Annotated in this window: 22 protein-coding genes; 10 read left to right on the top strand and 12 right to left on the bottom strand. The window is 64.2% G+C overall.

The genetic code is table 11. The annotated features are described in order from the left end of the window. Positions 1 to 10: 10 nt before the first annotated feature. On the bottom strand, positions 11 to 784 hold the full coding sequence (locus tag BLQ09_RS00610; RefSeq protein WP_092354689.1) for a glucose 1-dehydrogenase: 774 nt from the start codon (positions 782 to 784) through the stop codon (positions 11 to 13). Positions 785 to 919: 135 nt separating this feature from the next. Between BLQ09_RS00610 and BLQ09_RS00605 the strand changes: the two genes are divergently transcribed. From BLQ09_RS00605 to BLQ09_RS00580, 6 genes are all read left to right on the top strand, one after another. Next, positions 920 to 1,792, top strand: coding sequence for a LysR family transcriptional regulator (locus BLQ09_RS00605; protein ID WP_027606143.1), 873 nt, complete (start codon positions 920 to 922; stop codon positions 1,790 to 1,792). A 104-nt stretch (positions 1,793 to 1,896) separates the two neighbouring features. Further along, on the top strand, positions 1,897 to 2,529 hold the full coding sequence (locus BLQ09_RS00600; protein ID WP_027606144.1) for a glutathione S-transferase family protein: 633 nt from the start codon (positions 1,897 to 1,899) through the stop codon (positions 2,527 to 2,529). A gap of 18 nt (positions 2,530 to 2,547) precedes the next feature. Next, positions 2,548 to 3,468, top strand: coding sequence for a LysR family transcriptional regulator (locus BLQ09_RS00595; protein WP_092354686.1), 921 nt, complete (start codon positions 2,548 to 2,550; stop codon positions 3,466 to 3,468). Further along, on the top strand, positions 3,468 to 4,352 hold the full coding sequence (locus BLQ09_RS00590; RefSeq protein WP_092354683.1) for a LysR family transcriptional regulator: 885 nt from the start codon (positions 3,468 to 3,470) through the stop codon (positions 4,350 to 4,352). Before BLQ09_RS00595 ends, BLQ09_RS00590 begins: the two co-directional genes overlap by 1 nt. A gap of 79 nt (positions 4,353 to 4,431) precedes the next feature. After that, complete coding sequence (locus tag BLQ09_RS00585; protein ID WP_092355463.1) at positions 4,432 to 5,364, top strand: pyridoxamine 5'-phosphate oxidase family protein; 933 nt, start codon at positions 4,432 to 4,434, stop codon at positions 5,362 to 5,364. A gap of 311 nt (positions 5,365 to 5,675) precedes the next feature. Further along, entirely contained in the window at positions 5,676 to 6,080 is a 405-nt protein-coding gene (locus tag BLQ09_RS00580) for a RidA family protein (RefSeq protein WP_092354680.1), read from the top strand. A 105-nt stretch (positions 6,081 to 6,185) separates the two neighbouring features. Here the strand turns inward: BLQ09_RS00580 and BLQ09_RS00575 are convergent, their stop codons facing one another. The 3 genes from BLQ09_RS00575 to BLQ09_RS00565 form a co-directional block, all read right to left on the bottom strand. Continuing rightward, the gene (locus BLQ09_RS00575; protein ID WP_092354677.1) at positions 6,186 to 7,706 is read right to left on the bottom strand and encodes an ArnT family glycosyltransferase; all 1,521 of its coding nucleotides are present in this window, start codon (positions 7,704 to 7,706) and stop codon (positions 6,186 to 6,188) included. Beyond that, complete coding sequence (gene arnT / locus BLQ09_RS00570) at positions 7,706 to 9,361, bottom strand: lipid IV(A) 4-amino-4-deoxy-L-arabinosyltransferase (RefSeq protein WP_092354674.1); 1,656 nt, start codon at positions 9,359 to 9,361, stop codon at positions 7,706 to 7,708. The genes BLQ09_RS00575 and arnT overlap by 1 nt, the downstream gene beginning before the upstream one ends. A 193-nt stretch (positions 9,362 to 9,554) precedes the next feature. Further along, complete coding sequence (locus BLQ09_RS00565; protein ID WP_027606152.1) at positions 9,555 to 10,223, bottom strand: lipopolysaccharide core heptose(II)-phosphate phosphatase PmrG; 669 nt, start codon at positions 10,221 to 10,223, stop codon at positions 9,555 to 9,557. Between the two features lie 274 nt (positions 10,224 to 10,497). On the opposite strand from BLQ09_RS00565, the gene BLQ09_RS00560 reads away from it, so the two are divergent. The 4 genes from BLQ09_RS00560 (at position 10,498) to BLQ09_RS00545 (ending at position 16,292) form a co-directional block, all read left to right on the top strand. Continuing rightward, on the top strand, positions 10,498 to 11,157 hold the full coding sequence (locus tag BLQ09_RS00560; protein ID WP_092354671.1) for an ABC transporter ATP-binding protein: 660 nt from the start codon (positions 10,498 to 10,500) through the stop codon (positions 11,155 to 11,157). After that, positions 11,154 to 13,616 (top strand): ABC transporter permease, encoded by a 2,463-nt coding sequence (locus BLQ09_RS00555; RefSeq protein ID WP_092354668.1) that lies wholly within the window; start codon positions 11,154 to 11,156, stop codon positions 13,614 to 13,616. The genes BLQ09_RS00560 and BLQ09_RS00555 overlap by 4 nt, the downstream gene beginning before the upstream one ends. After that, the gene (locus BLQ09_RS00550) at positions 13,606 to 14,667 is read left to right on the top strand and encodes a lipocalin-like domain-containing protein (RefSeq protein WP_092354665.1); all 1,062 of its coding nucleotides are present in this window, start codon (positions 13,606 to 13,608) and stop codon (positions 14,665 to 14,667) included. Before BLQ09_RS00555 ends, BLQ09_RS00550 begins: the two co-directional genes overlap by 11 nt. Positions 14,668 to 14,780: 113 nt before the next feature. Continuing rightward, positions 14,781 to 16,292, top strand: a complete 1,512-nt coding sequence (locus BLQ09_RS00545) for a hypothetical protein (protein WP_092354662.1) — start codon at positions 14,781 to 14,783, stop codon at positions 16,290 to 16,292. Positions 16,293 to 16,352: 60 nt separating this feature from the next. Here the strand turns inward: BLQ09_RS00545 and BLQ09_RS00540 are convergent, their stop codons facing one another. The 8 genes from BLQ09_RS00540 to BLQ09_RS00505 all read right to left on the bottom strand — a co-directional run bounded on the left by BLQ09_RS00540 (position 16,353) and on the right by BLQ09_RS00505 (position 24,322). Beyond that, a complete protein-coding gene (locus BLQ09_RS00540; protein ID WP_092354659.1) occupies positions 16,353 to 17,447 on the bottom strand; it encodes an SMP-30/gluconolactonase/LRE family protein in 1,095 nt (364 codons plus the stop codon). Then, complete coding sequence (locus BLQ09_RS00535) at positions 17,444 to 18,121, bottom strand: sterol desaturase family protein (RefSeq protein ID WP_027606158.1); 678 nt, start codon at positions 18,119 to 18,121, stop codon at positions 17,444 to 17,446. Before BLQ09_RS00535 ends, BLQ09_RS00540 begins: the two co-directional genes overlap by 4 nt. An 89-nt stretch (positions 18,122 to 18,210) precedes the next feature. Further along, on the bottom strand, positions 18,211 to 19,074 hold the full coding sequence (locus BLQ09_RS00530) for a LysR family transcriptional regulator (protein WP_027606159.1): 864 nt from the start codon (positions 19,072 to 19,074) through the stop codon (positions 18,211 to 18,213). 111 nt (positions 19,075 to 19,185) lie between these two features. Continuing rightward, the gene (locus tag BLQ09_RS00525; RefSeq protein ID WP_092354656.1) at positions 19,186 to 20,592 is read right to left on the bottom strand and encodes an amidase; all 1,407 of its coding nucleotides are present in this window, start codon (positions 20,590 to 20,592) and stop codon (positions 19,186 to 19,188) included. Further along, on the bottom strand, positions 20,589 to 21,857 hold the full coding sequence (locus BLQ09_RS00520) for a Zn-dependent hydrolase (RefSeq protein WP_027606162.1): 1,269 nt from the start codon (positions 21,855 to 21,857) through the stop codon (positions 20,589 to 20,591). Before BLQ09_RS00520 ends, BLQ09_RS00525 begins: the two co-directional genes overlap by 4 nt. 13 nt (positions 21,858 to 21,870) lie before the next feature. Next, positions 21,871 to 22,566: an ABC transporter ATP-binding protein gene (locus BLQ09_RS00515; RefSeq protein ID WP_027606163.1), complete on the bottom strand. Its 696-nt coding sequence runs from the start codon at positions 22,564 to 22,566 to the stop codon at positions 21,871 to 21,873. After that, the gene (locus BLQ09_RS00510; RefSeq protein WP_027606164.1) at positions 22,566 to 23,315 is read right to left on the bottom strand and encodes an ABC transporter ATP-binding protein; all 750 of its coding nucleotides are present in this window, start codon (positions 23,313 to 23,315) and stop codon (positions 22,566 to 22,568) included. Before BLQ09_RS00510 ends, BLQ09_RS00515 begins: the two co-directional genes overlap by 1 nt. Continuing rightward, entirely contained in the window at positions 23,312 to 24,322 is a 1,011-nt protein-coding gene (locus BLQ09_RS00505) for a branched-chain amino acid ABC transporter permease (protein WP_027606165.1), read from the bottom strand. Before BLQ09_RS00505 ends, BLQ09_RS00510 begins: the two co-directional genes overlap by 4 nt.

Below are 24,322 nucleotides of genomic sequence, written 5' to 3'. Positions count from 1 at the left end.
TTCTCCAGGGTTACAGCGACGCGGTGATGCCACCGTCGACATAGAGGATATGACCGTTGACGAAACTCGCGGCATCGCTGGCCAGGAACACTGCCGCACCGGCCAACTCAGCGACGTCGCCCCAGCGTCGGCTCGGCGTACGTTGCACCAGCCAGTCGCTGAATTCGGGGTTGGCCACCAGGTTGGCGTTCAACTCGGTCTTGAAGTAGCCGGGGCCGATACCGTTGACTGTCAGCCCGTGGGGGCCCCAGTCGATGGCCATGCCCTTGGTGAGCATCTTCAACGCACCTTTGCTCGCCGCATACGGCGCGATGCCCGGGCGGCCCAATTCACTTTGCACCGAACAGATATTGATGATGCGCCCCCGCTTGCGCGGGATCATTGCCCGCGCCACGGCCTGGCCCACCAGGAAGGCGCTGTCGAGGTTGGTGCTGATCAGTTCGCGCCAGTGCTGCTCGCTGTAGTCTTCCAGCGGCCCACGGCGCTGCATGCCGGCGTTGTTGACCAGGATGTCCAAGGGCCCGAGGCGTTCCTCGATAGCGGCCACGCTGGCCTGGATCGCCGCGCTGTCAGTGACGTCGAAGGCCTCGGTGTGCACCTCCAGGCCCTCGAGGGTCAGCAGCGCGGCGGCGTCGCGCAGGGTGCTGCGGTTACGCCCGTTGAGCACCACTCGCGCACCGGCCTGGGCCAGGCCTCGGGCGATGGCCAGGCCGATACCGGCACTGGAACCGGTGACCAGCGCCAGCCGGCCATCGAGGCGAAAGGTGTCTAGAACGCTTTGCATGGGCAGGTTTCTCCGGACGCGCTTGTGATAATCAAAACATTGGCTGATGGGCTTAACTTCACTCCGGTATAGGGCGCAGGTCCAATGTTTATTTATGATCGGCTGATCAATATCGGTGATAACCGGGGAGGCTCGATGGAACTCAAGCACTTGCGCGCCTTTGTGGTACTGGCCCAGGAGCTGCATTTCGGCCGGGCGGCGGCGCAGTTGTCGATTGTGCAACCGGCCCTGAGCATGCAGATCAAGCTGCTCGAAACTGGCCTGGGCGTACGCCTGCTGGACCGCAATCGCCACTCGGTGACCTTGACCGATGCCGGTCGGGTGTTCCTGCCCGAAGCCCAGGCGACCCTGCACCAGGCCGCTCGGGCGGCGGAGGCGGCGCGGGCGTCCAACCGGGGGGAAATCGGCCGGGTGCGCCTGGGCTTTGTGTCGTCGGTATTGCCGCACCTGTTACCCGCGTTGATCCGCACGGTGCATCAGCGCTACCCGCGGATCGAGCTGGAACTCAAGGACATGCCCGGCCCCGATCAAGCCGCCGCGCTGAAGAATGATCGCCTGGATTTCGGCCTGATGCGCCTGCCCGCCGCCTACCCCGGGGTGCAAACCCGCGTGGTGCTGCGCGAGCCGTTCTGCGTGGCCCTGCCGATGGATCATCCGCTGGCCGCCCAGGCGTCGATCCAGCCCGGCGACCTGCTCGACGTGCCGGTGTACATCCTTGCGCGGCGCTATGCGCCCGGGTTCTACGACGAATTTATCCAGGCCGTGGGCATCCCTTTGCAGATCGCGTCCGAACTGGGCGAGTTCACCACCATGCTCGCGCTGGTCTGCGCCGGGTTGGGCGTCGGCGTACTGCCGCAGCAGGCCGCGCGGGCGTTGCCGGCCAATTGCGTGTCGCGGCCACTGGCGTTGGGGGCGTTCCAGGCGCGCACGGGGTTGGCCTGGACCACGTTGGACAGTGCGGTGAAGACCACGCTGTTTGCGTTGATCGTCGAACTGTTTGGCGAGTGATTGTTTCACCCGCTGAAATGCTGGATTGTAAAAGCTGGTGATTCCAGTGGTCGGCGCAGCGGTGGAACATGCCGGTGTCAAAACCCCACCCTTTGGAGCCTTACATGTCCCAGCCTGCGATCAAACTCTATGGTTTCCCCTTGTCCGGCCATTCCCATCGGGCCGAGCTGATGCTGTCCCTGCTGGGGTTGCCCAGCGAGTTCATCCTGGTGGACCTCAAGCAAGGCGCGCATAAAAGCGCTGACTTCACTGCGACCATCAACCGTTTCGGCCAGGTCCCGGCGATTGACGACAACGGCACCGTACTGGCGGATTCCAACGCGATCCTGGTCTACCTCGCCACGAAATACGGCAAGGGCCAATGGTTGCCAAGCGACCCGGTGGGGCAGGCGCGCGTACAGCGCTGGCTGTCGGCGGCCGCCGGCGAGCTGCACGCCGGGCCCGCCACCGCACGGCTGGCCGTGGTGTTCGGTGCCGACGTGGATGCGGCGGCGGCGATCAGCCGTGCCCATGGCTTGTTGGCACTGGTGGAGCAGCAACTGAGCGAAACCCGCTTCCTGGCGGGGGAGCAAGCGAGCATCGCCGATATTGCGTTCTACACCTACGTGGCCCATGCGCCGGAAGGCAATGTGTCGCTGGCCGACTACCCTAAGGTGCGCGCCTGGCTTGCCAGCATCGAGGCCTTGCCGGGATTTGTGGGCATGCCGCGTACGGCGGTAGGGTTGCAATCACATTAACGTTGCTGAGGCGCATCGATGGACCGATTTCACGAAATGCAGGTGTTCCTGGCGGTGGCCGAGGAGGAGGGCTTTGCCGCCGCAGCGCGCCGCCTGAACACCTCGCCCCCCAGCGTGACCCGGGCCATCGCCGCCATGGAAGCGCGCATCGGTACCCAGCTGCTGGCGCGCACTACCCGCAGCCTGCACCTGACCGAGGCCGGCCAGCGTTATCTCGAAGATTGCCGGCGCATCCTCGCCGAGCTGGACGAAGCCGAAGAAGCGGCGGCGGGCAGTTATTCGATCCCCTGCGGCCACCTCACGGTGACCGCACCGGTACTGTTTGGCGAGCTGTATGTGGCGCCGGTGCTGGGCGAATACCTCGACCGTTTTCCGCTGGTGAATATCAATGCCTTGCTGGTGGATCGGGTGGTCAACCTGAGCGACGAGGGCATCGATGTGGCCGTGCGCATCGGCCATCTGCACGAGCCGGGGCAACAGGCGATCAAGGTGGGCGAGGTGCGTCGGGTGGTCTGCGCCTCGCCCGGCTATCTCGACCAGCACGGCCGCCCCCTGCACCCCGGGCAATTGCCTGCGGCGCAGGTCGTCGGCCTGTCCTCCAGCCGATTGGTGAGTGAATGGGCGTTTGTCGACGCCGGCCAGCCGTTGACGGTGCCGATCGAACCGCGCCTGGTGGTCTCGGCGAATAACGCAGCGATCAACCTGGCGCGCCTGGGCTGGGGGATGACGCGGGTGCTGTCCTATCAGGTCGCGGCCGCGGTGGCGGCCGGTGAGCTGGAAATTGTCCTCGAGGACTTCGAGCCGGCCCCGTTGCCGATCCAGGTGGTGTTCCAGAAAAGCGCGCGCGTGCCGGCCAAGATCCACACCTTTGTGGATTTCCTCAGCCATCGCCTGGGCCAGGACACGGCCTTGAATCCGGCGATGAAGCGGCGCAGTTGATGGAGCGTTATCGCGATATGCAGCTGTTTGCCGCGCTCGCCGAGCAACCGAGCCTGGCCTCGGCCGCACGGGCAGCCCAGGTCTCGGCGCCGACGTTGATGCGTGCGATTGCCCGCTTGGAAGCACGCCTGCGCGTACCGCTGCTGCAACGCAGCACGCGGGGTGTCAGCCTTACCGACACGGGCACTGTCTACATGGCCGACTGCGTGCGGCTGCTGGCCGCCGTGGACGCCGCCGAAGCCTCGGCCAACGGCTTGCATGTACAGGTCCAGGGCAATCTGCGGGTGTTCATGCCGTTGCTGTTCAGCCGCTATGTGATGGCGCCGCTGTTGGCCAGCTACATGGATCGTTATCCGGCGGTGCAGCTCACCGCCCACTACCACGACTATTACCCCAACCTGCACGAAGAGGGGCTGGACGTGGCGATCCTGGTCGGCGAGTTGCCCAGTTCCTCACTGATCGCGCGGCCGGTCGGGCACGTGCGGCAGATCCTCTGCGCCAGTCCCGCTTACCTCGCGGCGCACGGCGAACCCCGACACCCGGACGACCTCAAGCGGCATCGCCTGATCGCCACTGCCGACCCGGTGCATTGGGCGTTCCAGGGGTGCCAGCTCAAGGCCCGCGCGCGGCTGAGTTGCGCCACGGTGCAAGGCACGATCAATGCGGCGGTGCAGGGCGCGGGGCTGGTGCGTTGCTTGAGCTATCCGCTGCATGAGCATCTGCTCAGCGGCCAGTTACGCCGCGTCCTGCAGGGCTATGAGCCAGCGCCCCTGCCGGTGCATGTGGTGTACGGCGAAGGGCGCCATGGGCCGATGCGTGTGCGCAGTTTTGTCGATCATTGCGTGGCGGCGCTGCGTGAGCATCCGGCATTTCAGTTGGCGTAACAGTGGATTGCCTGGGCTGGGTATTCTGCGTTTGGCTGGCGAGGCGCAGCATGGGGGCAACCCACTGGAGGTGATCACCATGAACCCTATTGAACAATCCCCCTGGCATGCCGGCGAACGGCAGTTACAAGCAGCGGTCGGCGTGGCCGAGCGCATGGCGGTGGTCGGGCCCAAGGTGATACGCGATCACCTGCCGGAGCAGCATCGGGATTTTTATCCGCTGTTGCCCTACCTGGTGCTTGGCGTGGTGGATGAACAGGGGATTCCCTGGGCGACCCTGATTGAAGGCGCGCCGGGGTTCGTCCACTCTCCCGACCCTTATACGTTGCAGATTGACAGCCTGCCCTCTGCCAGCGACCCGGCCCGCGCCGCCTTGCACAAGGGCGCTGCCGTGGGTCTGCTGGGTATCGACCTCAACACCCGGCGGCGCAACCGCATGAATGGGCGTATCGGCGCGCTCGATCACGAGGGCCTGTCGGTCGACGTGGTGCAGACCTACGGCAATTGCCCCAAATACATCCAGCTGCGGCCGGTCGATGGGATTGCGCGTAAACCCGGCACCCGGGTCGAGCGTCTTGACGGCCTGGACGCCGCTGCCGAAAGCATGATCCGCAACGCCGACACCTTCTTCGTCGCCAGCTACGTGGAGGTCGACGGCGAACGCTCGGTGGACGTCTCCCATCGCGGCGGTAATACCGGCTTCGTGCGCGTGGATGGCGACGTGCTGACCATCCCGGACTTTGCCGGCAACCTGTTCTTCAACACCCTGGGCAACCTGGCGGCCAACCCGGTGGCGGGGCTGCTGTTTATCAACTTTGAAACGGGGGATGTGCTGCAGATCGCCGGGCATACCTCGCTGATCCTCGACGGCCCTGAAGTCGCCCGCTTCGAGGGCGCGCAGCGGCTCTGGACGGTGACCGTGCACCACGTGGTCCGCCGCCCGGCGGCGTTGGCCTTGCGCTGGCAGTTCGCGGAGTTTTCGCCGTTCAGCCTGGCGATGGGCGGTTGGTAGCGTCAGCGTATTTATCACGGCCTGTTGAAGAGCAAATGGGGGAACTCCCTCTGTGGTGAGGGGGCTTGTCCCGCGTGGGGCTGCGCAGCGGCCCTAATCACTTCCACATGATGGGAGTTCGGGCTTCCACACCCCTTCTCTGAATGTGCAGCGACCCGCGAAGGGCGGCGGCGAGGTTGATCAGACGCAACCCGAAAGCTGCGTAAGAGCGGTCCGATGGACCTGCTCATCTTCATCACCCAAAGTCCTCTCCTGGAGACGTAAGACTTTTAACGTTAGCCTTGCACTTCTACCGACAACAAGGACTCGTCATGCAACCCAAGGTCATCAATCCCAAGAGCGTATTCAACTCCCTGCAATACGGCTTCAGCCAAGCCATCGAAGTGCCTGATGGCCGGCGTATTCTGCTTTCCGGCCAGGTAGGTGTGGATGCCCAGGAGCGTACGGTCGGTCCAGGCATTGCCGAGCAAACCGATACGGCGTTGGACAATATCGAAAAAATCCTGGCCGAGGTCGAGGGTGACTTGTCCCATGTGGTAATGCTGCGGCTGTATATCGTCGAATCCGCACGTGATCAGCAGGAGCTCATCGCCCAGGCGCTGCGTGAGCGCTTCCCCCATAACCCGCCGCCGTCGTCCTGGATTATTGTCAGTGGGCTTTCGTTGCCGGAGTGGTTGATCGAAATCGAGGCGGAGGCGGTGATTTCACCGAAATAAGGCCACAACAAGCATGTTCACGCGAAAACCTGTTTGCCATGATCCAGCGGCTCACTGTCCCCACGCCACGCCCAGCGCGGTACAAGCACACTCGATACACAGCTATCAGCGTGACGCAGGGATAAACGCCACACTGCCCTCGTCACGCTTCTGAAACAACCGCTCGCCATTGTCCGGCTGGGTCGTGATCACCTGATGATCCGCACCCAGATACGCCAGCGGCGTCGGATCATCCTTGGAAAACTGCGCGACGATGATCGTACGGTGCGGGTCGAAGGTCTGGCCGCTGGTTTTTTCCAGCCAGGCCATGAAGGCGGCGGTGTGACCCTGGCGGGGAAAGTCCTGGGTCTCGGCGATGTAGTAGAACGGCTTGCCGCCATTTTGCAGGTACATCGGGACCTTGTTGTCGACTTCCACCAGCACCATCTGCCATTGGTTCCAGGGCGCGCTTTTCACGGCCTCGGCTTGCACATCCTCGGCGAAGCGGGTCACGCCGCCATTGCTGTTGGACCAGGGATAGGCCACGCCCAGGATCAACAGCATGAGTGCGGCAGCGATCCCCAGACCCTTCTGCCAGCGCGGCCAGCTGGCGGGCTTTTTCAACACGCGTTCACTCAGCCACCACGCCGCCAGCAACTGGGCAAACGGCACCAGCGGCAGTACGTAGTAGCTGCGTCGGCTGCCGCTGGCGGTAAAGAACACAAACAGCAGGCCCAGGCCCCACACCAGCCAGCGCACGTTCGGCGGGGTGTGACGCCAGTGCCGCACGGCCAGCCACAGGCCCAGCAGCCAGCACGGCGTCCAGGGCAGGGTGTAGGCGGGCAGGTAGATCAGGTAGGTGTAGATCGGCCCCATATGGTCGAACGGGTCGAAGAAACGCACCACGTTTTCCCGGAATACCAAGGCCAGGCCGCTCGCGCCATAGGTCGGTGCGCCGTAGACGTGCGACAGCACGAACGGCACGGCATACACCGCTGCGGCGATCAGCACGGCCAGCACCAGGCGCAGGTTGAGGTGGCGCTTGTAGCGCTGTTCGCCGAGCAGGTGCGGCAGCAGCACCAGGCCGGGCAGCACAAAGCCGATCAGGCCTTTCAAGAGCGACGTCAGGGCCAGCAACAGGAAAAACACCGTGTAGCGCCACAGCCGCGTGTCGTCGGGGCCGCGCCAATACCAGGCGACGGCCGCCAGCACGCCGCACACGGTGAGCACATCCGCCGTGGCCACGCGGGCCCAGAACAGGAAGTAGAACGTGGTGGCGAGCATCCAGCCGGCGATCAGCCCCGTGCCCTTGCGGAACAAACGTTCGCCGATCAAGTACACCAGCCACACACTCAACCACGCGCCGATCACCGATGGCAGGCGCAACGACCAGGGCCCGAGGCCCCCCGCCAGGTGGGCCGCGCCAGTGATCAGCCAGTAGGAGGGCAGGGGTTTGTCGTAATAGGGCACGCCCTTGAGATAGGGATCGAAATAGTCACCGCTCTGCAGCATCTGCAAGGCGATATTCGCCCAGCGGGTTTCCGGGCCCCACAGGTCACGTGCGCCCAGGCCGGTGAGCAGCAGCAGGGCCGAGACGCCGAGCAACAGCAGCAGGGCGCCGCGTTCGGTCTTGAAATAACCCGGCATCATGGCGCCTGCGGGTAGAGGATAAGTTCCAGGTAGCCCTTGTAGTAGCGTTTGCCTCCGGGCGGCAATTGCCCGGCCTCGCGCATTTCACTGGTGCTGTTGACTCGCAGCAGCACGCCGACCGAGCCGTGCTGGCGCGCCTCCTTGAGCCAGCCCTGAACCTGTTCCAACTCCACTTTGCGTGTGACCGCACCGGCGTACTGCAAGCCGTAGCGCAACTCGCCTTCGGTGTCATACAGCGCCACGTCGGGTCGTTGCAGGCGCCAGGCCAAGGCGCTGGCGCTTTCCAGTTCATTGCTCAGCAGCGCGTGGGTGTGCTGCAACTCATCCAGATGCTCCAGCACAAATTGGTCGGGCATTTCGTTATCGGCGATGTAGGCCGGCATGCTTGACGGCAGCAGCACTACCAGCAGGCCGATGCCCAAGGCCGGCATCGCCCACAGCGTCAGCGGCCGCACGCTTTGCAGCAGGTTGGCAAGGATCCAGCCCAGCAGCACGATAAACGCCAGGGACAGGCTGAACATCTCCGCATGGCTGTTGCTGTACAGCGGCCTGGCGATTTGCAGGTAGATCAGCCCGACCATGGCGGCCATGCCGATCACGAAGTTGAGCAGGCCATTGAGGCGCAGGGTGCGGGTTTTGCCCTGGCTGACCAGCTCGCTCAGGGTATGCCCCATCAGCAATGCGAGGGGCAGCAGGCACGGCATGATGTAGGTCGGCAGCTTGCCGTTGCTCAGGCTGAACAAGCCCAGGGGCAGCAGCAACCACAGGGCCAGGAAGGCGATTGCCGGTTGGCGCTTTTCTTTCCAGGCCTGGTACAGGGTGTCGGGCAGCAGCCCGGCCCACGGCAGGCAAGCCACCGCCATGATCGGCAGGAAGAACCACCAGGGCCGCACGTGTTGCGCGTTATCGGCGCTGAAGCGGCGGATGTGTTCATTCCAGAAAAAGAAGCGCCAGAAATCCGGTTCCTGAGTGTGAATCGCCAGCACCCAGGGCAAACACACCAGCACAGCCACGCCGATGGCCAGCGGGCCATACCGCAGCAACTCGCCCAGGCGGCGCTGCCAGAGCATATAGGGCACGGCAATCAGCACCGGCAGCGCCCACGCCAGGAAACCCTTGGTCATGAACCCCATGGCACACGCAAATCCCAGCACGGCCCAGGCGCCCAGGCGGCTGCGCAGGGTGCTGCTGTCGAGGGCAAACCACAGCGCCACCAGGCTCAGGTTGACCCACAGGGTGAATTGCGGATCGAGGTTGGAATACCCCGCCTGCCCGGCCACCAGGCCAAAGCTCAGGTAGAGCAGGGCACAGGCGAAGCTTTTTCGCGGGTCGTTCCACAGGCGACGGGCGATCAGGTAAGCGAGCAGCACGCTCAAGCCGGTGGTCAGGGCCGAGGCGATGCGCACGCCGAACAGGTTCTGGCCAAACACGGACTGGCCCAGGGCGATCAGCCAGTAACCGGCGGCCGGTTTTTCGAAATAGCGGATGCCCATGAAGTGCGGCGCCACCCAGTTGCCGCTCAGGAGCATTTCCTGGCTGATCTGGGCGTAGCGGGTTTCATCCGGTATCCACAAACCGTGCAGGCCCAGTGGCAACAGATAAAACGCGACGAAGGCCAGCAAGAGTACCGGCAGGGGGGTCAGGCGAGTCATGAAAACGTCGCTCCTTGACGTCTGATGGTGTTTTTTTCAATTAATGAAGTAATGGTGAAAGTCGTCACGGCGTTCACTAAATAACAGGAAATAGTCATAACGACCTTAATTAAGGACGCAACTAAACATGCCAGAACAGGGCTGTCTTTTTGCTGAACATAAGCCGTAGTGGCGGGAAGGGAATGACGTGGATTTATTTAAGCGCGGCAGGCCAGTCCTGGTTTTTCATGATGCCCAGGGCCTTGAACTTGCCGTTGGCCAGCACCTGCACGAACAGCGCGCTGCCGTACTCGGAAAACTTGGCGTGGGGGAAGCCCAGGGCGGTTTCAAAGTCGGCGATGCAACCGCTGTGGGTGACGAATACGAGGTTGCGTCCAGCCTGTTTGTGGCCGAGCAGTTCTTCACCCATGGCCTTGCCGCAGACGGCTTGTTCGCTGGAGGTCATGTCGGTTTTGCCGAACATGAAACGCGAGGTCTGGGCCGTGCGAATGGCGGGGCTTGAGAGTACGTCGGTGCCGTCCATGCCCAGGGATTTAAAGGCTTTCCCCAGGTTTTCGGCGTGTTGGCTGCCATTGATCGTCACGCCTTCCACCGGGCCCAGGCACGGGTTGCTCGAACGGTCGCAGCGCTCTTCATGACGCACCAGTACGATCAGGTCGCCGTCGCGCCACAGCGGCAGCACCTGGGACGTCAGCAGGCGGTTGCCCACGCCGAGGTCCCGTGGGGAGGTCGGCCAGAACAGCGCGCAAGTGAGCAGCACGGCGACCACCGTAAGCCCGAGCCAAAGCGGTTTGAGGCGCTTGAAAAAGGCTCGGCGCGAGCGTGGTTTAATCAGGGTAAGGTCAACCACTACATTCACCATGGTCACTATCGGCTGTGTTGTATTAATTAGGCGCAACTTGTCGGCAAGTGCCCGAAGTGAAGCGCGAGGCTGTCACAGGGTGGCTGTCTTTTCGCTGAACATGCTGCGGTTAAAAGTTGCCAGGCGTGGCAACTAATAAGTTGTCGACGAGTGACGCTTGGCCGGCAATTTAAAGTGCGGTGGGTGGGCGGCCGGTGAAAACCATGTGAAAAATTTGCGTGGCCTTGATCCTCAGCCGTTATTCTCGATTGCCAGCCATCCGATGAGTGTTCCCATGTTGCAGGTGCAAGGTGTCTTCAAAAGCTACGCCACCCCCCAGGGCCCGTTGGCGGTACTGGCGGGGGTCGACCTGCACCTGGGGGGGCGCAGCAGCCTGGCGTTGATGGGTGAGTCCGGCAGCGGCAAGAGCACCCTGCTGCACCTGGTTGCCGGGCTTGATCGGGTGGACGGCGGCAGCATCGAGGTAGGTGAGCAGCGCCTTGACCAGATGAGCGAGGCGCAACTGGCCCACTGGCGGCGCACTGAGATTGGCCTGGTGTTCCAGCAGTTCAACCTGATCGGCAGCTTGCGCGTCGACGACAACCTGGCGTTCCAGGCCCGCCTGGCGGGGCGTTTTGATCCGCAGTGGCAGGCGCAATTGGTCGAGCGCCTGGGCCTGGGGGACTTGCTCAAGCGTTACCCGGAACAACTCTCGGGCGGCCAGCAGCAACGGGTGGCGGTCGGGCGGGCGTTGGCCTCGCGCCCGGGTTTGCTGTTGGCCGACGAGCCCACCGGCAACCTCGACGAAGCCACCAGCGACGAGGTCCTGCAACTGCTGCTGGACCTGCTGCGCGACAGTCCCACCAGCTTGTTGATGGTCACTCACAGCCCACGCATCGCCGCCCGACTGGACCGGCAAGTGGTGCTGCATCATGGACAGGTCATGCCGACGTGAGGGTGTTTTACTGGACCTTGCGTGCCTTGCTCAGCCATTGGCGACGCCATCCGGTGCAGTTCTTCAGCGTGCTCACCGGCCTGTGGCTGGCCACCGCGCTGCTGACCGGGGTGCAGGCCCTCAACAGCCAGGCCCGCGACAGTTACGCGCGCGCCAGCCAATTGATCGGCGGCGAACCCCAGGCCAGCCTCAGTGCGCCGGACGCCGCCAGTTTCCCGCAAACGCTGTTTGCCCAACTGCGTCGTGCCGGGTGGCCGGTGTCGCCGGTGGTGCAGGGGCGGCTGCAACTCAAGGGGCATGAGGACGTGCGCCTGCAGTTGATGGGCATCGAACCACTTTCGTTGCCCGGCAGCGGCGCGGTGTCGGGGCAGCGCCTGAGCCAGGCGCAGATGCTGGCCTTCTTTGAACCGCCGGGGCGTACCTGGATTGCACCGCACACCTTGCAGGCCCTGGGACTGCGCGAGGGCCAGCAACCGCTCACGCTGAATGGGCAGCGCCTGCCGCCATTGCAAGTCCAGGCGGATATGGCGCCCGGCCTGTTGCTCACCGATATCGGGTTTGCCCAGGTGCTGCTGGAGATGCCCGGCCAGCTCTCGCGCCTGCTGGTGGACAAGGCCTTCGCCGCTCGCCATCCCACACCGCCCGCCGGGCTGCAGCTCAAGCAGGGCGAGGAGAATAACCTCGCGCGGCTGACCGAGAGCTTTCACCTGAACCTTGATGCGCTGGGTTTCCTGTCGTTTGTGGTGGGGCTGTTTATCGTGCATGCGGCCATCGGCCTGGCCCTGGAGCAACGGCGCGGGTTGTTGCGCACCTTGCGCGCCTGTGGGGTGAGTGCGCGGATGTTGATCCTCGGCCTGGGGGTGGAGCTGGGGGCGTTGTCGCTGTTGGGGGGCGTGCTCGGCGTCGCCAGTGGTTACCTGCTGGCCAGCCTGTTGCTGCCGGATGTGGCCGCCAGCCTGCGTGGCTTGTATGGCGCCGAGGTGCCGGGCCAATTGAGCTTGAGTCCCTGGTGGTGGGCGGCAGGGTTGGGCTTGAGTCTGCTCGGCGCCTTGCTTGCCGGCGCCAGCAGCCTGTGGCGGGCGGCGCGTCTGCCGTTGCTGGCGCTGGCCAACGCCCAGGCCTGGCACGAGGCCCATGGGCGCTGGTTGCGGCGCCAGGGCTGGGTCGCGGCTACGGCCTTGCTGATCGCGTTGTTGGCGTTATGGCTGGGCGACAGCCTGGCCGCCGGTTTTGTGTTGATGGCGGCCTTGCTGCTCGGCGGCGCCCTGGGCCTGCCGGTGCTGCTCAATGGCCTGTTGGAGGCGCTGCTGGGGCACAGCCGTTCGGTACTCGGCCAGTGGTTCCTGGCTGACTGCCGCCAACAATTGCCGGCCCTGAGCCTGGCATTGATGGCGCTGCTGTTGGCCCTGGCCGCGAATATCGGCGCGGGCTCCATGACCTCGGGCTTTCGTCACACGTTCAATAACTGGCTGGAGCAACGCCTCACCGCCGAGCTGTACCTCAACCCGCAAAACCCGGCCCAGGCAGAGCAACTCAGCGCCTGGCTGGCGCAGCAACCGTTGGTGCAAACCGTGTTGCCCACCTGGCAGGTCGCGGTGCAATTGCAGGGTTGGCCGGCGGATCTGTTTGGCGTGGTCGACGACCCGACCTATCGCCAGCACTGGCCGTTGCTGGAAGCGGCGAGGGCGCCGTGGGACCAGTTGCAGCAAGGCGAGACCCTGATGCTCAGCGAGCAACTGGCGCGGCGGCTCGGGGTGACGCTGGGTGATACGGTGAGCATTCCCACGCCCCAGGGGGTGTGGTCGCCCACCGTAGTGGGGGTGTACGCCGATTACGGCAACCCCAAGGGCCACGTGCTGGTCAATTCCCGGCACCTGCTGGCCCACTGGCCGACACTGGCACCGGCGCGTTTCAACCTGCGGGTGCTGCCGCAGGACGTGGCGCCGCTGGTGGCTGAAGTGCAGCGCGCCTTTGCCCTGGAAGACAGCCGTATCGTCGATCAACAGCAACTCAAGGGCTGGTCGAGCCAGGTGTTCGAGCGCACCTTCGCCGCCACCGCCGCGCTCAACAGCCTGACCTTGGGCGTGGCCGGCGTAGCGCTGTTCATCAGCCTGCTGACCCAGAGCCAGAGCCGCCTCGGTCAACTCGCCCCGCTGTGGGCATTGGGGGTGACGCGCAGGCAATTGATGCTGCTGAACCTGGGGCAAACCTGGCTGCTGGCGGTGCTCACGCTGCTGCTGGCATTGCCCCTGGGGCTGTTGCTGGCGTGGTGCCTGGACGCGGTGATCAACGTGCAGGCCTTTGGTTGGCGGCTGCCGTTGCAAGTGTTCCCGTGGCAGCTCGCACAATTGCTGGGGCTGGCGATGTTGGCCACGTTGTTGGCGTCGGCCTGGCCCCTATGGCAGCTGTACCGCAGCCGTCCGGCGGATTTGTTGAGGACGTTTGCCCATGAAGATTAGGGCGTTGATGTGTGCGTTATTACTGCTGGCGGCCTGCGACAAAGTCCCCGCGCCCCAGGAAAGCTTCGCCGGCCTGGGCAGTGACGCCGCCGACTTTGCCCAGGTGCTGCCCGGCAAGGTCTTCAGCTTTCCCGAAGACCACGGCTCCCACGATGGCTTTCGGATCGAGTGGTGGTACGTCACCGCCAACCTCAAGGACGCCCAGGGCAATGTGTTCGGCGTGCAATGGACGTTGTTTCGCAACGCCCTCAAGGCTGGGCCGACGCAGGCGGGCTGGCACGACTCGACCGTATGGCTCGGCCACGCCGCCGTCACCTCCGCCACCCGCCACTACGCCGCCGAACGCTTCGCCCGCGGCGGCGTCGGCCAGGCCGGGGCGCAGGCTGCGCCGTTCAACGCCTGGATCGACGACTGGAATTTCGCCAGCCAGCCCGGTGCCGCGAGCGCCTTGGCGGACATGCAACTCAAGGCCAGCGGTGCGCAATTTGCCTACGACCTGCGCCTCACCTCCAGCCGGCCATTGGTGTTGCAAGGCGACAACGGCTACAGCCGCAAATCCGATCAGGGCCAGGCGTCGTACTACTACAGCCAGCCGTTTTTTACCGCCGAGGGCGATGTCAGCATCGACGGTAAGACGTACCAGGTCAGCGGCCCCGCGTGGCTCGACCGCGAATGGAGCAGCCAACCGCTGACCGCCAGCCAGACCGGCTGGGACTGGTTCTCCCTGCACCTGGACCGTGGCGAGCAGTTGATGCTGTTTCGGGTGCGGCAAACCGACGGCGCGTCCTACCTGACCGGCACCTGGATCGACCGCGAAGGCCACACCCAGACCCTGCACAACGCCGACATCCAACTGGCACCGCTGGACACCACGGCGATCGACGGTCGCCAGATTCCCACACGCTGGTCGCTGAAAGTTCCCGGCAAGCAGCTGGATATCACCACCCAGGCCGTCAACCCCAAGGCCTGGATGAACCTGAGTATTCCGTATTGGGAAGGGCCGGTGCGGTTTGAGGGTGGGGTGGGGTACCTGGAGATGACCGGGTATTAGATGAAGAAATTTCCTACAAAAATACTGGACATACATACAGTTGTTGGCTAGATTCCATCCCAGGTGACCGGATGTCACCTGACCTTCAGTTTTTAACTATGGATGGATAAAAAATGAAATCGAAAAAAGCCTTTATGCTCGGTGCGGCCATGGCGGCCACCTGCTTCGTCTCGGCCTTTGCCCTCGCTGAACAATACCCTCACCTGGCTGCGCAAGCGGCGCCTCCTGCGGTCAAGCAAGGCTTGAAAAGCGCTGCGAAGGTCAAGGCCAACAAGGCGACGGCTGCCCTCAAGCAGCAATTGCTGGCGGGTGCCCAGCAGAAGAAAACCCTGTTTGCCCCCAAGGCGAAGGCTGACTCGGTGGTGGAAGACAACACTGCGCCGGCCAGGGTGACCAAGCTGCAGAAAACCACGGCCCAGTCGGCGCCTGCCGTACAGGCTGCGCTGGTCCAGGGCTGTGAGCAGACGCTGGACATCAACTCGCTCTATACGATCGATGGCGTGCAAACCGGCGACCTGCTGTGCTACCACTTCAACCTGCCGCAGAAGGCGCGGATCAATGTTCTGCTGGTCAACCAGACCGCAGGCACCGACATGTCGTTGTCGCTGTTCCAGGACGACGGCCAGGGCAATCCGCTGCCCCTGGGCACCTCCAATAACCCCGGCACGGGCGATGAAAGCCTTGGCGGCGTGGTGCCGGCCGGCGATTACTACTGGTTCATGGAGGCCAACGCGGCGGTCCAGGGCTCGAGCTTTCAGTTCGGCGTGGCGGTCGATACCAACCTTGATGCGTTCGAACCCAATGACACCCCGGACACGGCCTTCCAACTGCCGGACACCCTCAACTACATCAACGGCAATGCCGACAGCCTGGATGATGTCGATTACTTCGATTTCACCGCCGTCCGTGGCCAAAGTGTGGGTATTGCGCTGACGGCCGATGCGACCAGTGGCAGCACGCGCAACAAGTGGATCCTCGAGCGTTTCGATGGCGCCCAGTGGGTCACCGTGGGGGCCAACGTCGTGTCGACCTCGATCCCGAGCCCGGGTGTCGGTGGCGTGGTCAAGGTACGTGTGCGGCCGAACCAGCACCCGAACGAGCCGTGGAGCGCGACCGGCAAGTACAACTTGTCGTTTGGTTCCAACCCGCGGGTCAACAGCCCGGATGTGAAGGGCGAGGCGAACGTGTTGCGCATTCCGTATTCGGCTTCCGACGTGGGCTACGGCTACATGACCACCCAAGCCTATCGCGACCTGACCTGGACCATGGGCCTGTCGGACAGCACCGGTGCACCGCTGGTGGGCCTGCACCCGATCGTCTATCTCGACCAGCGGATCGACCCGGCCAACGGCGATATCGTCTACAAGGCGTATTCGGCGGCGACCGACAGTGCGGGCCAAGCGGCGGGCACGATCAACGTAGGCACCTGCTCCGGTGATTTCCAGACCACCTTTGTCGACTACGCCCAGGGCTACAACAACACCTGGCGTACCGACTTCAATTACGGCGTGTGGCGCATGGAAGTACTGGAGTACCCGGGCATCGGCGTCGGTGGTGACAACACCGAGTTCGTCAGCTTCGGTCACCTGTGCAAGCAGACCTTGCTGAGCAGCACCAAGAGCTGAATATGAGTGATCCGTAGTACCCAGGGCATACAGGCCAGGCGCCTGTATGCCCTTTTTGCGTTATTGCGCCAACGCCAGCTTCAACGGCAAGCGCGCCATGCTCGTATTCTTCAATGAGCCCAGGTACAGCCAGTCGCCATATTCCCGGGCCGTGGTGATGGGCGAGTAATTGCCGGCGCTGCCATCCTGCAAGTTGGCGATGACCTTGCCGTCGGTGTCCAGCCCCAGCACGAAGGCTTTGCGCTCAATGGGCTTGGGCACCACCATCAGCGCACGCACCATCACCTTGCGCAGCAAGGGGTAGCCGGCAAAGCTGTCCAGCAGCGGGTTGCGTGGTGAGTACAGCGCCACCCAGAAACGGTCCTGGCCGTTGAAACTGAGGTTGTCCGGCAGGCCGGGCAGGTTGTCGATAAACAAGTCGTGGTTGCCCGCACGTTCGCCCTTGAGCCAGTAGCGGCTGATGCGATACGCCCCGGTTTCATTGACCAGCAGGTAATTTTCATCGGGGCCGAGGGCCACGCCGTTGGCGAATTGCAGTTGGTCCAGCAACACCTCGGTGGTGCCGTTGCGAAAGTCATAGCGCAGCAGGCGACCATCGCCGCCATGCTCGATCACCGCCTCGCCATCCTGGCCATAACCCCAGCGGCTCGAAGCATCGCTGAAGTAGGCATAGCGCCCGCCGGCATCGATGGTCACGTCATTGGTAAAGCCAAAGGGGACGCCATTGGCGCTGGCGCTCAGGACGGTCAGTTGGCGCTGGGGATCCAGCGCGAGCAAGCCCTTGACCCCGTCTGCAATGATCAAGCGCCCGTCCGGGTGCAGCGCCATGCCCAGCGGCCGACCACCGGTGTTGGCCAGCACTTCCAGAGTGGGGCTGTCGGGCGACGTGCGGATGATGCGGCCGTCATGCAGCCCGCTGATCAGAAGCCCCTGGGCATCGAGCAGCAAGGCCTCGGGGCCGGTGATGCCCTGGGCGCCGATTTTCTGCACAGCCTTGAGGCGTTGGTTGTCGGCATAGGCGCCTTCCTTCATCGATGGTGCCTTGGGTGGAGCCCAGTTCACCGGTTGCACTTTGGTCGGCATCAACAGCAGGAAAGCGATCACCGCCAGCAGCACAAACAGCAGATGACGCATTTTCTTTCGACGGGTACTCATGACGATTCCTGGTTGTCGTTGGGGTTCGGTTCCCAGTACAGGGTGCCGAACAGGTAATCCATCAGCGGGAGGACGATATTGAAATTGCGCCCCTGCATCAGCTCGCGGCGGTGATGCAGGGCGTGCAGTCGGTGCATCTGGCGAATCCACGGCAGGCGCGCCAGCGGGTGGTCGGCGGGCAAGTGCTCGCAGGCGTGGAACACTTCGTAGAGCAGGTAACCGAGGATCATGCTCCCGGCGAACAGCCCGGCGACATTGGCGTTCAGGTGCTGGAGCAACCACCAGGCGGGGAGGGTGATGACCAGGCTGTGCAGCACGATCAGCCACGCCGGAAAGAGAATGACCCGCCAGTCTCGCGGGCTGTCGTAGGTCATGTGGCCGGGGGTAAAGAAGCTGTGGTGATCACCGGTGTGGCGCGCATAGAACAGGCGGGCCAAGGCGTGTTTGTGATGGCCGAGGTGGCGATGCACCAGGTAGATACAGAGGTTGAAGAACACCAGGGTCAGCGGCACGGTCAGCCACTCGAACGGCGTCACTCGGTGGGTGGAGGCCCCGGCCAGGCCGATGCAGCACACGCCATAGCCGAGCACAAAGCCGGCGTGCAGCCAGGGGTTGTAATGGGGGCTGACCTCGGCGCGGTAGCGGCTGCGAAACGTCTCGGTGGGGTGGACCATGGCGGGCTGCTCAGGTTTTTTTGTTGGAGACTGAGCTTAGTTGGTACACGGGAATCTGCGAGTTTTGCGTGCTGCGCCGGGGAAGGGATTCAGATCAACGGGTCCCAGCGCTGCGACCAGTCACTCTCGGCCTTGACCACTTCACGCAGCAGCCCCAGGGCCTGTTGCAACACCGCCGAATCCCGTGCCCGCGAGTACACCAGGAACGTCGGGAAGCTGAATTCAGGGGCCTTGGGCACGCGCTGCATCACGCCGCTGTCCAGGTAGCTCTGTACCACCCGCGTGCGGAAATACCCCGCGCCGCCATTCTCGAGGATGTACTGCAACGCCAGCGGCCCGAGGTTGAAACTCACCGCCGCGCGAGCCCTGTCGGGCAGGGCAGCGTCGTGCTGCTGGCGGAAACCCGGGCCCCAATCGATGTAGACGTACGGGGCCGGTTTGCTCGTCAATTGCACCAGGATCAGTTTTTCTTCCAGCACCTGCTCCACCTGCAACCCCGGCCAGTACTGCGGCTGGAACACCAGCGCCGCATCGAGTACGCCGAGCTCCAGCTGCCGCAGCAGGTATTCACCTTCACGCACTTCGGTGCGCAGGGCATGCCCGGGGATCTGTTCGCGCAGGGCCCGGGCCCAACCGAGCATCAGCGGGTTGCACAGGCTGACTTCACCGCCGATATGCAGCACATTGCGATAGCCATCGGGCAACGGCAGGTCGCGCCGCGCGGCTTCCCAGGTTTGCAGCAACTGGTTGGCGTACACCACAAACGCCTCGCCGTCGGCGGTCAGGCGTGCACCGGCGCGGTTGCGCACGAACAGCGTACTGCCCAGTTGGCTTTCCAGGTTTTTAACGCGGGCGGTGATGGCGGTCTGGGTGACGTGCAGTTTCTCGGCGGCGGCGGCCAGGCTGCCGCAGCGGGTGATTTCCAGGAAAGTGCGTGCCAGTTCGATGTCCATGAAGCCCCCGGGGATGAATGGGAGACATTGTAGAGGCAGGGGATTGGAATGCGGTCAGAAAATGTGGGAGGGGCAAGTCGAATCGTCGCACCGCCCCTCCCACATTTGGATCTACGGTGTTGGGGTGATCGGTGTCTGTAAGTGCCGGGTCGGAAACGCCTTGGCATACGCCCGGCACACTCGCAACACCTGCTCATCGGCAAACCGCGCGCCCACCACATGCAACCCCACCGGCAAACCATTCGCCGCCAAGCCGCACGGCACCGACGCCGCCGGCTGCTGGGTAAGGTTGAAGGGGTAGGTGAACGGTGTCCACTCGGTCCATTCCTGCATCCCGGAACCGGGCGGTACGTTGTGCCCGGCCTCGAACGCGGTGATCGGCATCATCGGCGAGACCAGCACGTCGTAATGCTCGTGGAACGCCGCCATACGGGCCACCAGCGCGGCGCGGGCTTCGAGGGCTGCGTTGAAGTCATCCAGGCTCAACTGCTCGCCACGCCGGGCAATGCGCAGCAGCCCAGGGTCCAGCAGTTGTTTCTGTGCGTCGCTCATGGCCCCGGTCAGGCGTGCCGCGCCCGCTGCCCACAAGGTGCTGAACACTTCCAGCGGGTCGCTGAAACCGGGGTCGATCTGCTCGACATGGGCACCCAACTGCACCAGGCCCTCGACCGCCCGGGCGACCACCCTGGCCACCTGCGGGTCGACATCCACGTAGCCAAACGTGGGGCTGTAGGCCACGCGCAGGCCGTTCAAATCCGTGTGCGGCGTGAGCCATGGCGTGGTCCTCGGCGCGCCGATCAGGCCATCCCGCGTATCCTGCTGTGCCACGGCCTGCAGCATCAGCACGCTGTCTTCCACGGTACGGGTCATCGGCCCCAGGTGCGACAGGATGGTCATTGAACTGGCCGGCCATTGCGGTACATAGCCGAACGTCGGCTTGATGCCGAAGGTGCCGGTAAACGCGCAGGGGATGCGGATCGAGCCGCCGGCATCGCTGCCCTGGTGCAGCACGCCCAGGTTCAATGCAGCTGCCGCGCCCGCGCCGCCAGACGAGCCGCCCGCCGTGGTGCGGGTGTCCCACGGGTTGCGCGTGATGCCGTACAGCGGGTTATCGGTGACGCCTTTCCAGCCGAATTCCGGGGTGGTGGTCTTACCCAGCAGCACCGCGCCGGCCTTGCGCATAAAGGCCGGGAAGGGCGCGTCGACGTCCCACGGACCCTCGGCCGACGAGGTGCGCGAGCCCTTGCGGGTGGGCATGCCGAGCGTCAGTGTGAGGTCCTTGATCGAGGCGGGCACGCCATCCAGGGCACCGCAGGGTTCACCCTTCAACCAGCGTTGCTCCGACGCCCGCGCGGCGCGCAGCGCGCCCTCGGGGTCCACATGGCAGTAGGCGTTGACCACCGGGTTGTGGCGTTCGATGCGCAGCAATGCGTCCTCGGTGACGTCCACCGGCGACAGGGTCTTGTCGCGAAAATGCGCCAGCAGTTGTACCGCCGTCAGTTCACCTAGGTCACTCATGGCTGTTCCCCCTGTGCCGCGTTGACCATGGCGCGCAGCAACACGGCGCACCCGGCCGCAAGGTCATCCGGCGCGGCGTTTTCGATTTCGTTATGGCTGATGCCGCCTTCGCACGGCACAAAGATCATCCCGGCCGGGCCCAGCTCGGCGACGAAAATCGCGTCATGCCCGGCGCCGCTGACGATGTCCATATGGCTCAGGCCCAAGGCACCCGCCGCATCGCGCACGGCGTTGACGCAGGCCGGGTGGAAGTCCAGGGGCGGGAAGTCGGCGGTGGGCGTCAGTTCGAAGGTCAACCCGTGCCGGGCTGCTGTGGCTTCGATCACGCCACGTATTTCATCGACCATGGCCTGCAGCTTGTCGGCATGCAGGTGGCGCAGGTCGAGGGTCATGTGCACCTGGCCGGGAATCACATTGCGCGACCCCGGATGCAGGCTCAGGCAGCCGACCGTGCCGCAGGCGTGAGGTTGTTGCTGGTGGGCGATACGGTTGACCGCGCTGACCACCTCGGCGGCGCCCACCAGGGCGTCCTTGCGCAGGTGCATCGGCGTCGGGCCGGCGTGGGCTTCGACGCCGGTGAGGGTCAGGTCGAACCACTTCTGGCCCAGGCAGCCCATGACCACGCCGATGGTGGTGGCCTGGTCTTCCAGCACCGGGCCTTGCTCGATATGCGCTTCGAAATACGCGCCGACCGGGTGGCCTAACACCGCGCGCGAACCGGCATAGCCGATGCGCTGCAACTCGGCGCCCACCGACAGGCCTTGCTCGTCCTGCTTGTCGAGGGTGTCCTGCAGGTCGAACTTACCGGCAAATACCCCGGAGCCCATCATGCACGGAGGAAAGCGCGAGCCTTCTTCATTGGTCCATACCACCACTTCGATCGGCGCCTGGGTCTCGATCTTCAAGTCATTGAGGGTGCGGATCACTTCCAGCCCGGCCATCACCCCGTAGCAGCCGTCGAACTTGCCGCCGGTGGGTTGGGTGTCGATATGGCTGCCGGTCATCACCGGCGGCAGGGCCGGATTACGCCCAGGGCGGCGGGCGAAGATATTACCGATGGCGTCGACACTGACGCTGCACCCGGCGGCTTCGCACCACTGTACAAACAGGTCACGGGCCTGGCGGTCCAGGTCGGTGAGGGCCAGGCGGCACACGCCGCCCTTGACCGTGGCGCCCAGTTGCGCCAGGTCCATCAGCGATTGCCACAGGCGGTCGCGGTTGATCAGCGGGGCGTTGCCCTGGAGTGGTTGCGCAAAACTGTTCATCTGCATTCTCCCGTCAGGCGCTCAGCGCCAGGTAGCGGTTCTTGATGGTCGGGTCGGCGCGGAAGGCGGCGGCGCTGCCCTCGTAGACCACGCGGCCCTGTTCGAGGACGTAATGGCGGTCGGCGAGCTTGTCGCAGACCATCAGGTTCTGTTCCACCAGCAGCACCGGCAGGCCGTCGTCCTTGACTTTGCGCAGGATCTTCACCAGTTCGTCGACGATCACCGGGGCGAGGCCTTCGGTGGGTTCGTCGAGGATCAGCAACTTGGGGTCGTTGAGCAGGGCGCGGGCGATGGCGAGCATCTGTTGCTCGCCGCCGGAGAGTGCATGGCCGGCGTTCCTGCGCCGCTCCTTGAGGCGCGGGAACATGCCGTACACGTCTTCGAGCTGCCAGCGGCTGGTCTTGCGCACGGCGATGCGCAGGTTTTCCTCGACGGTCAGCAGGCGGAAGATCCCGCGATTTTCCGGCACCAGCGCCAGGCCCTGGCGCGCGATTTCAAAGATTTTCTGCCCCACCAGCGCCTGGCCGTTGAAGTGGATCTGGCCCTGGCGCGGGCAGATGATGCCGAGGATGCTGCGCAGGGTGGTGGTCTTGCCCGCGCCATTGCGCCCGAGCAGGGTCACCAGTTCGCCGGGGTTGACCCTCAGCGACACGCCTTCGAGCACGTGGCTCTTGTCATAGTAGGAATGGATATTCTCGACGATCAGCATCAGGCAGCCTCCCCAAGATAAGCACTGCGCACGCGTTCATCGGCACGCACGAACTCCGGCGTGCCTTCCACCAGGATCTGCCCGTGGCTCATCACCGTGATGCGCTGGCTGATGGACATGACGATGCTCATGTTGTGTTCGATCAACAGCACCGTGTGGTCGCGGCCGAGGTCGCTGATCAACTGGGTCATGATCGGGATGTCATCGATGCCCATGCCCGAGGTGGGCTCGTCGAGCATCAACAGTTTGGGCTTGGAGCAGATCGACATGCCCACCTCCAGCACCCGTTGCTGGCCGTGGGACAACTCGCCGGCCAGGGTCTCGGCGCGGGCGCTGAGTTGCAGGCGTTCGAGCACCTGGTCGGCCATCTCCAGGTGTTCGCGCTTGCTGTCCACGCGGCGCCAGAAGTTCAATGCACGTGCACCGTCGCGGCCCTGGGCGGCGAGTCGCAGGTTTTCGCGCACGCTGAGGTTCTGGAACAGGCTGGTGAGCTGGAACGAGCGCGCCATGCCCAGGCCGACGCGGCCGTGGGCCGGCTTGCGCATCAGGTTCCTGCCGTCGAAATGAATCGCTCCGGCCGTGGCCTGGCGTTCACCGGTCAGGCAGTGGAACAGGCTGGTCTTGCCCGCGCCGTTGGGGCCGATGATGGTGTGGATGGTGCCGGCTTCGACCTTGAGGTTCACGCCATTCACTGCACGGAACGCGCCATAGGCCAGTTCCAGGTCCTGGGTTTCCAACAGGATGCTCATAGCCCTTCCTCCTTGGCGACGACGGCAGCCTTGCGACGGCCGCGCACGCGCTCGAACAACGCGGCCAGGCCGCCCCACAAACCGCCGCGCATGAAGATCACCACCAGGATCAGGATCACCCCCAGCAGCATCAGCCAACGGGGCCACAGGTCGGAGAGAAAATCCCCCAGCAGCACGATGGACCCGGCGCCCAGCAACGAACCGAACAGCGAGCCGGTGCCGCCGATAATGGTCATGATCAGGATGTTCTCGGACATCGCCAGGTCGATATTCGACAGCGGCACAAAGTGCAGCAGCATGGCGTACAGCGCCCCGGCAATCCCGGTGACTGCGCCGGACAGCACGAACACCAGGATCTTGAAATGCCGCGTGTCGTAGCCGATGGCCGAGGCGCGGGTTTCGTTTTCGCGGATCGCCATCAGCGTGCTGCCGAACGGCGAGGCGATCACCCGGCGTGCGCCGATAAAGATCAACAGGAACAGCACCGCGACAAAGCCATAGAACGCACGGGCGTCGGCCAGGGACAGCAGCACGGTATCGCCGATGCGGATTTCCGGGCGTGGCACGCTGAGCAGGCCGTTGTCGCCACCGGTCCAGTCGCTGAGGGTGTAGGCGACAAAGTACGCCATCTGGCTGAAGGCCAACGTAAGCATCACGAAGTAGATGCCGGTGCGCCGGATTGCCAGGGCACCCACCAGCAAGGCCAGGAAACCACCGGCGATGGCGGCGCCCAGCAGCGCGGTGAACAGGCCCAGTTGCAGGTGGATCATCAGCAGCGCCGCGCAGTAGGCACCGGCACCAAAGAAGATGCCTTGGCCGAATGACAGCAGACCGGTGTAGCCAAGCAACAGGTTGCAGGCCAGGGCCGCCATGGCAAAGATCAGGATCTCGCTGGCCAGGGTCGCCGAGGGCAATAGCACGGGCAGGCCGATCAGCACCGCCACGACCCACAGCAACATGGCGCGCGATTGGGTTTTGGCAAACGGCAGGGGATTTTTCTCGCTCAT

The organism is Pseudomonas sp. NFACC25, assembly GCF_900100935.1.
GTDB classification, from domain to species: domain Bacteria; phylum Pseudomonadota; class Gammaproteobacteria; order Pseudomonadales; family Pseudomonadaceae; genus Aquipseudomonas; species Aquipseudomonas marginalis.
The sequence above is the reverse complement of the archived record's forward strand: the minus strand, read 5'-3'. Positions and strand labels throughout refer to the sequence as shown.

Coding starts and splice junctions, on each gene's coding strand:
- BLQ09_RS00610 (WP_092354689.1), bottom strand. CDS start 784: ATGCAAAGCGTTCTAGACACCTTTCGCCTCGATGGCCGGCTGGCGCTG.
- BLQ09_RS00605 (WP_027606143.1), top strand. CDS start 920: ATGGAACTCAAGCACTTGCGCGCCTTTGTGGTACTGGCCCAGGAGCTG.
- BLQ09_RS00600 (WP_027606144.1), top strand. CDS start 1,897: ATGTCCCAGCCTGCGATCAAACTCTATGGTTTCCCCTTGTCCGGCCAT.
- BLQ09_RS00595 (WP_092354686.1), top strand. CDS start 2,548: ATGGACCGATTTCACGAAATGCAGGTGTTCCTGGCGGTGGCCGAGGAG.
- BLQ09_RS00590 (WP_092354683.1), top strand. CDS start 3,468: ATGGAGCGTTATCGCGATATGCAGCTGTTTGCCGCGCTCGCCGAGCAA.
- BLQ09_RS00585 (WP_092355463.1), top strand. CDS start 4,432: ATGAACCCTATTGAACAATCCCCCTGGCATGCCGGCGAACGGCAGTTA.
- BLQ09_RS00580 (WP_092354680.1), top strand. CDS start 5,676: ATGCAACCCAAGGTCATCAATCCCAAGAGCGTATTCAACTCCCTGCAA.
- BLQ09_RS00575 (WP_092354677.1), bottom strand. CDS start 7,706: ATGCCGGGTTATTTCAAGACCGAACGCGGCGCCCTGCTGCTGTTGCTC.
- arnT (WP_092354674.1), bottom strand. CDS start 9,361: ATGACTCGCCTGACCCCCCTGCCGGTACTCTTGCTGGCCTTCGTCGCG.
- BLQ09_RS00565 (WP_027606152.1), bottom strand. CDS start 10,223: ATGGTGAATGTAGTGGTTGACCTTACCCTGATTAAACCACGCTCGCGC.
- BLQ09_RS00560 (WP_092354671.1), top strand. CDS start 10,498: ATGTTGCAGGTGCAAGGTGTCTTCAAAAGCTACGCCACCCCCCAGGGC.
- BLQ09_RS00550 (WP_092354665.1), top strand. CDS start 13,606: ATGAAGATTAGGGCGTTGATGTGTGCGTTATTACTGCTGGCGGCCTGC.
- BLQ09_RS00545 (WP_092354662.1), top strand. CDS start 14,781: ATGAAATCGAAAAAAGCCTTTATGCTCGGTGCGGCCATGGCGGCCACC.
- BLQ09_RS00540 (WP_092354659.1), bottom strand. CDS start 17,447: ATGAGTACCCGTCGAAAGAAAATGCGTCATCTGCTGTTTGTGCTGCTG.
- BLQ09_RS00535 (WP_027606158.1), bottom strand. CDS start 18,121: ATGGTCCACCCCACCGAGACGTTTCGCAGCCGCTACCGCGCCGAGGTC.
- BLQ09_RS00530 (WP_027606159.1), bottom strand. CDS start 19,074: ATGGACATCGAACTGGCACGCACTTTCCTGGAAATCACCCGCTGCGGC.
- BLQ09_RS00525 (WP_092354656.1), bottom strand. CDS start 20,592: ATGAGTGACCTAGGTGAACTGACGGCGGTACAACTGCTGGCGCATTTT.
- BLQ09_RS00520 (WP_027606162.1), bottom strand. CDS start 21,857: ATGAACAGTTTTGCGCAACCACTCCAGGGCAACGCCCCGCTGATCAAC.
- BLQ09_RS00515 (WP_027606163.1), bottom strand. CDS start 22,566: ATGCTGATCGTCGAGAATATCCATTCCTACTATGACAAGAGCCACGTG.
- BLQ09_RS00510 (WP_027606164.1), bottom strand. CDS start 23,315: ATGAGCATCCTGTTGGAAACCCAGGACCTGGAACTGGCCTATGGCGCG.
- BLQ09_RS00505 (WP_027606165.1), bottom strand. CDS start 24,322: ATGAGCGAGAAAAATCCCCTGCCGTTTGCCAAAACCCAATCGCGCGCC.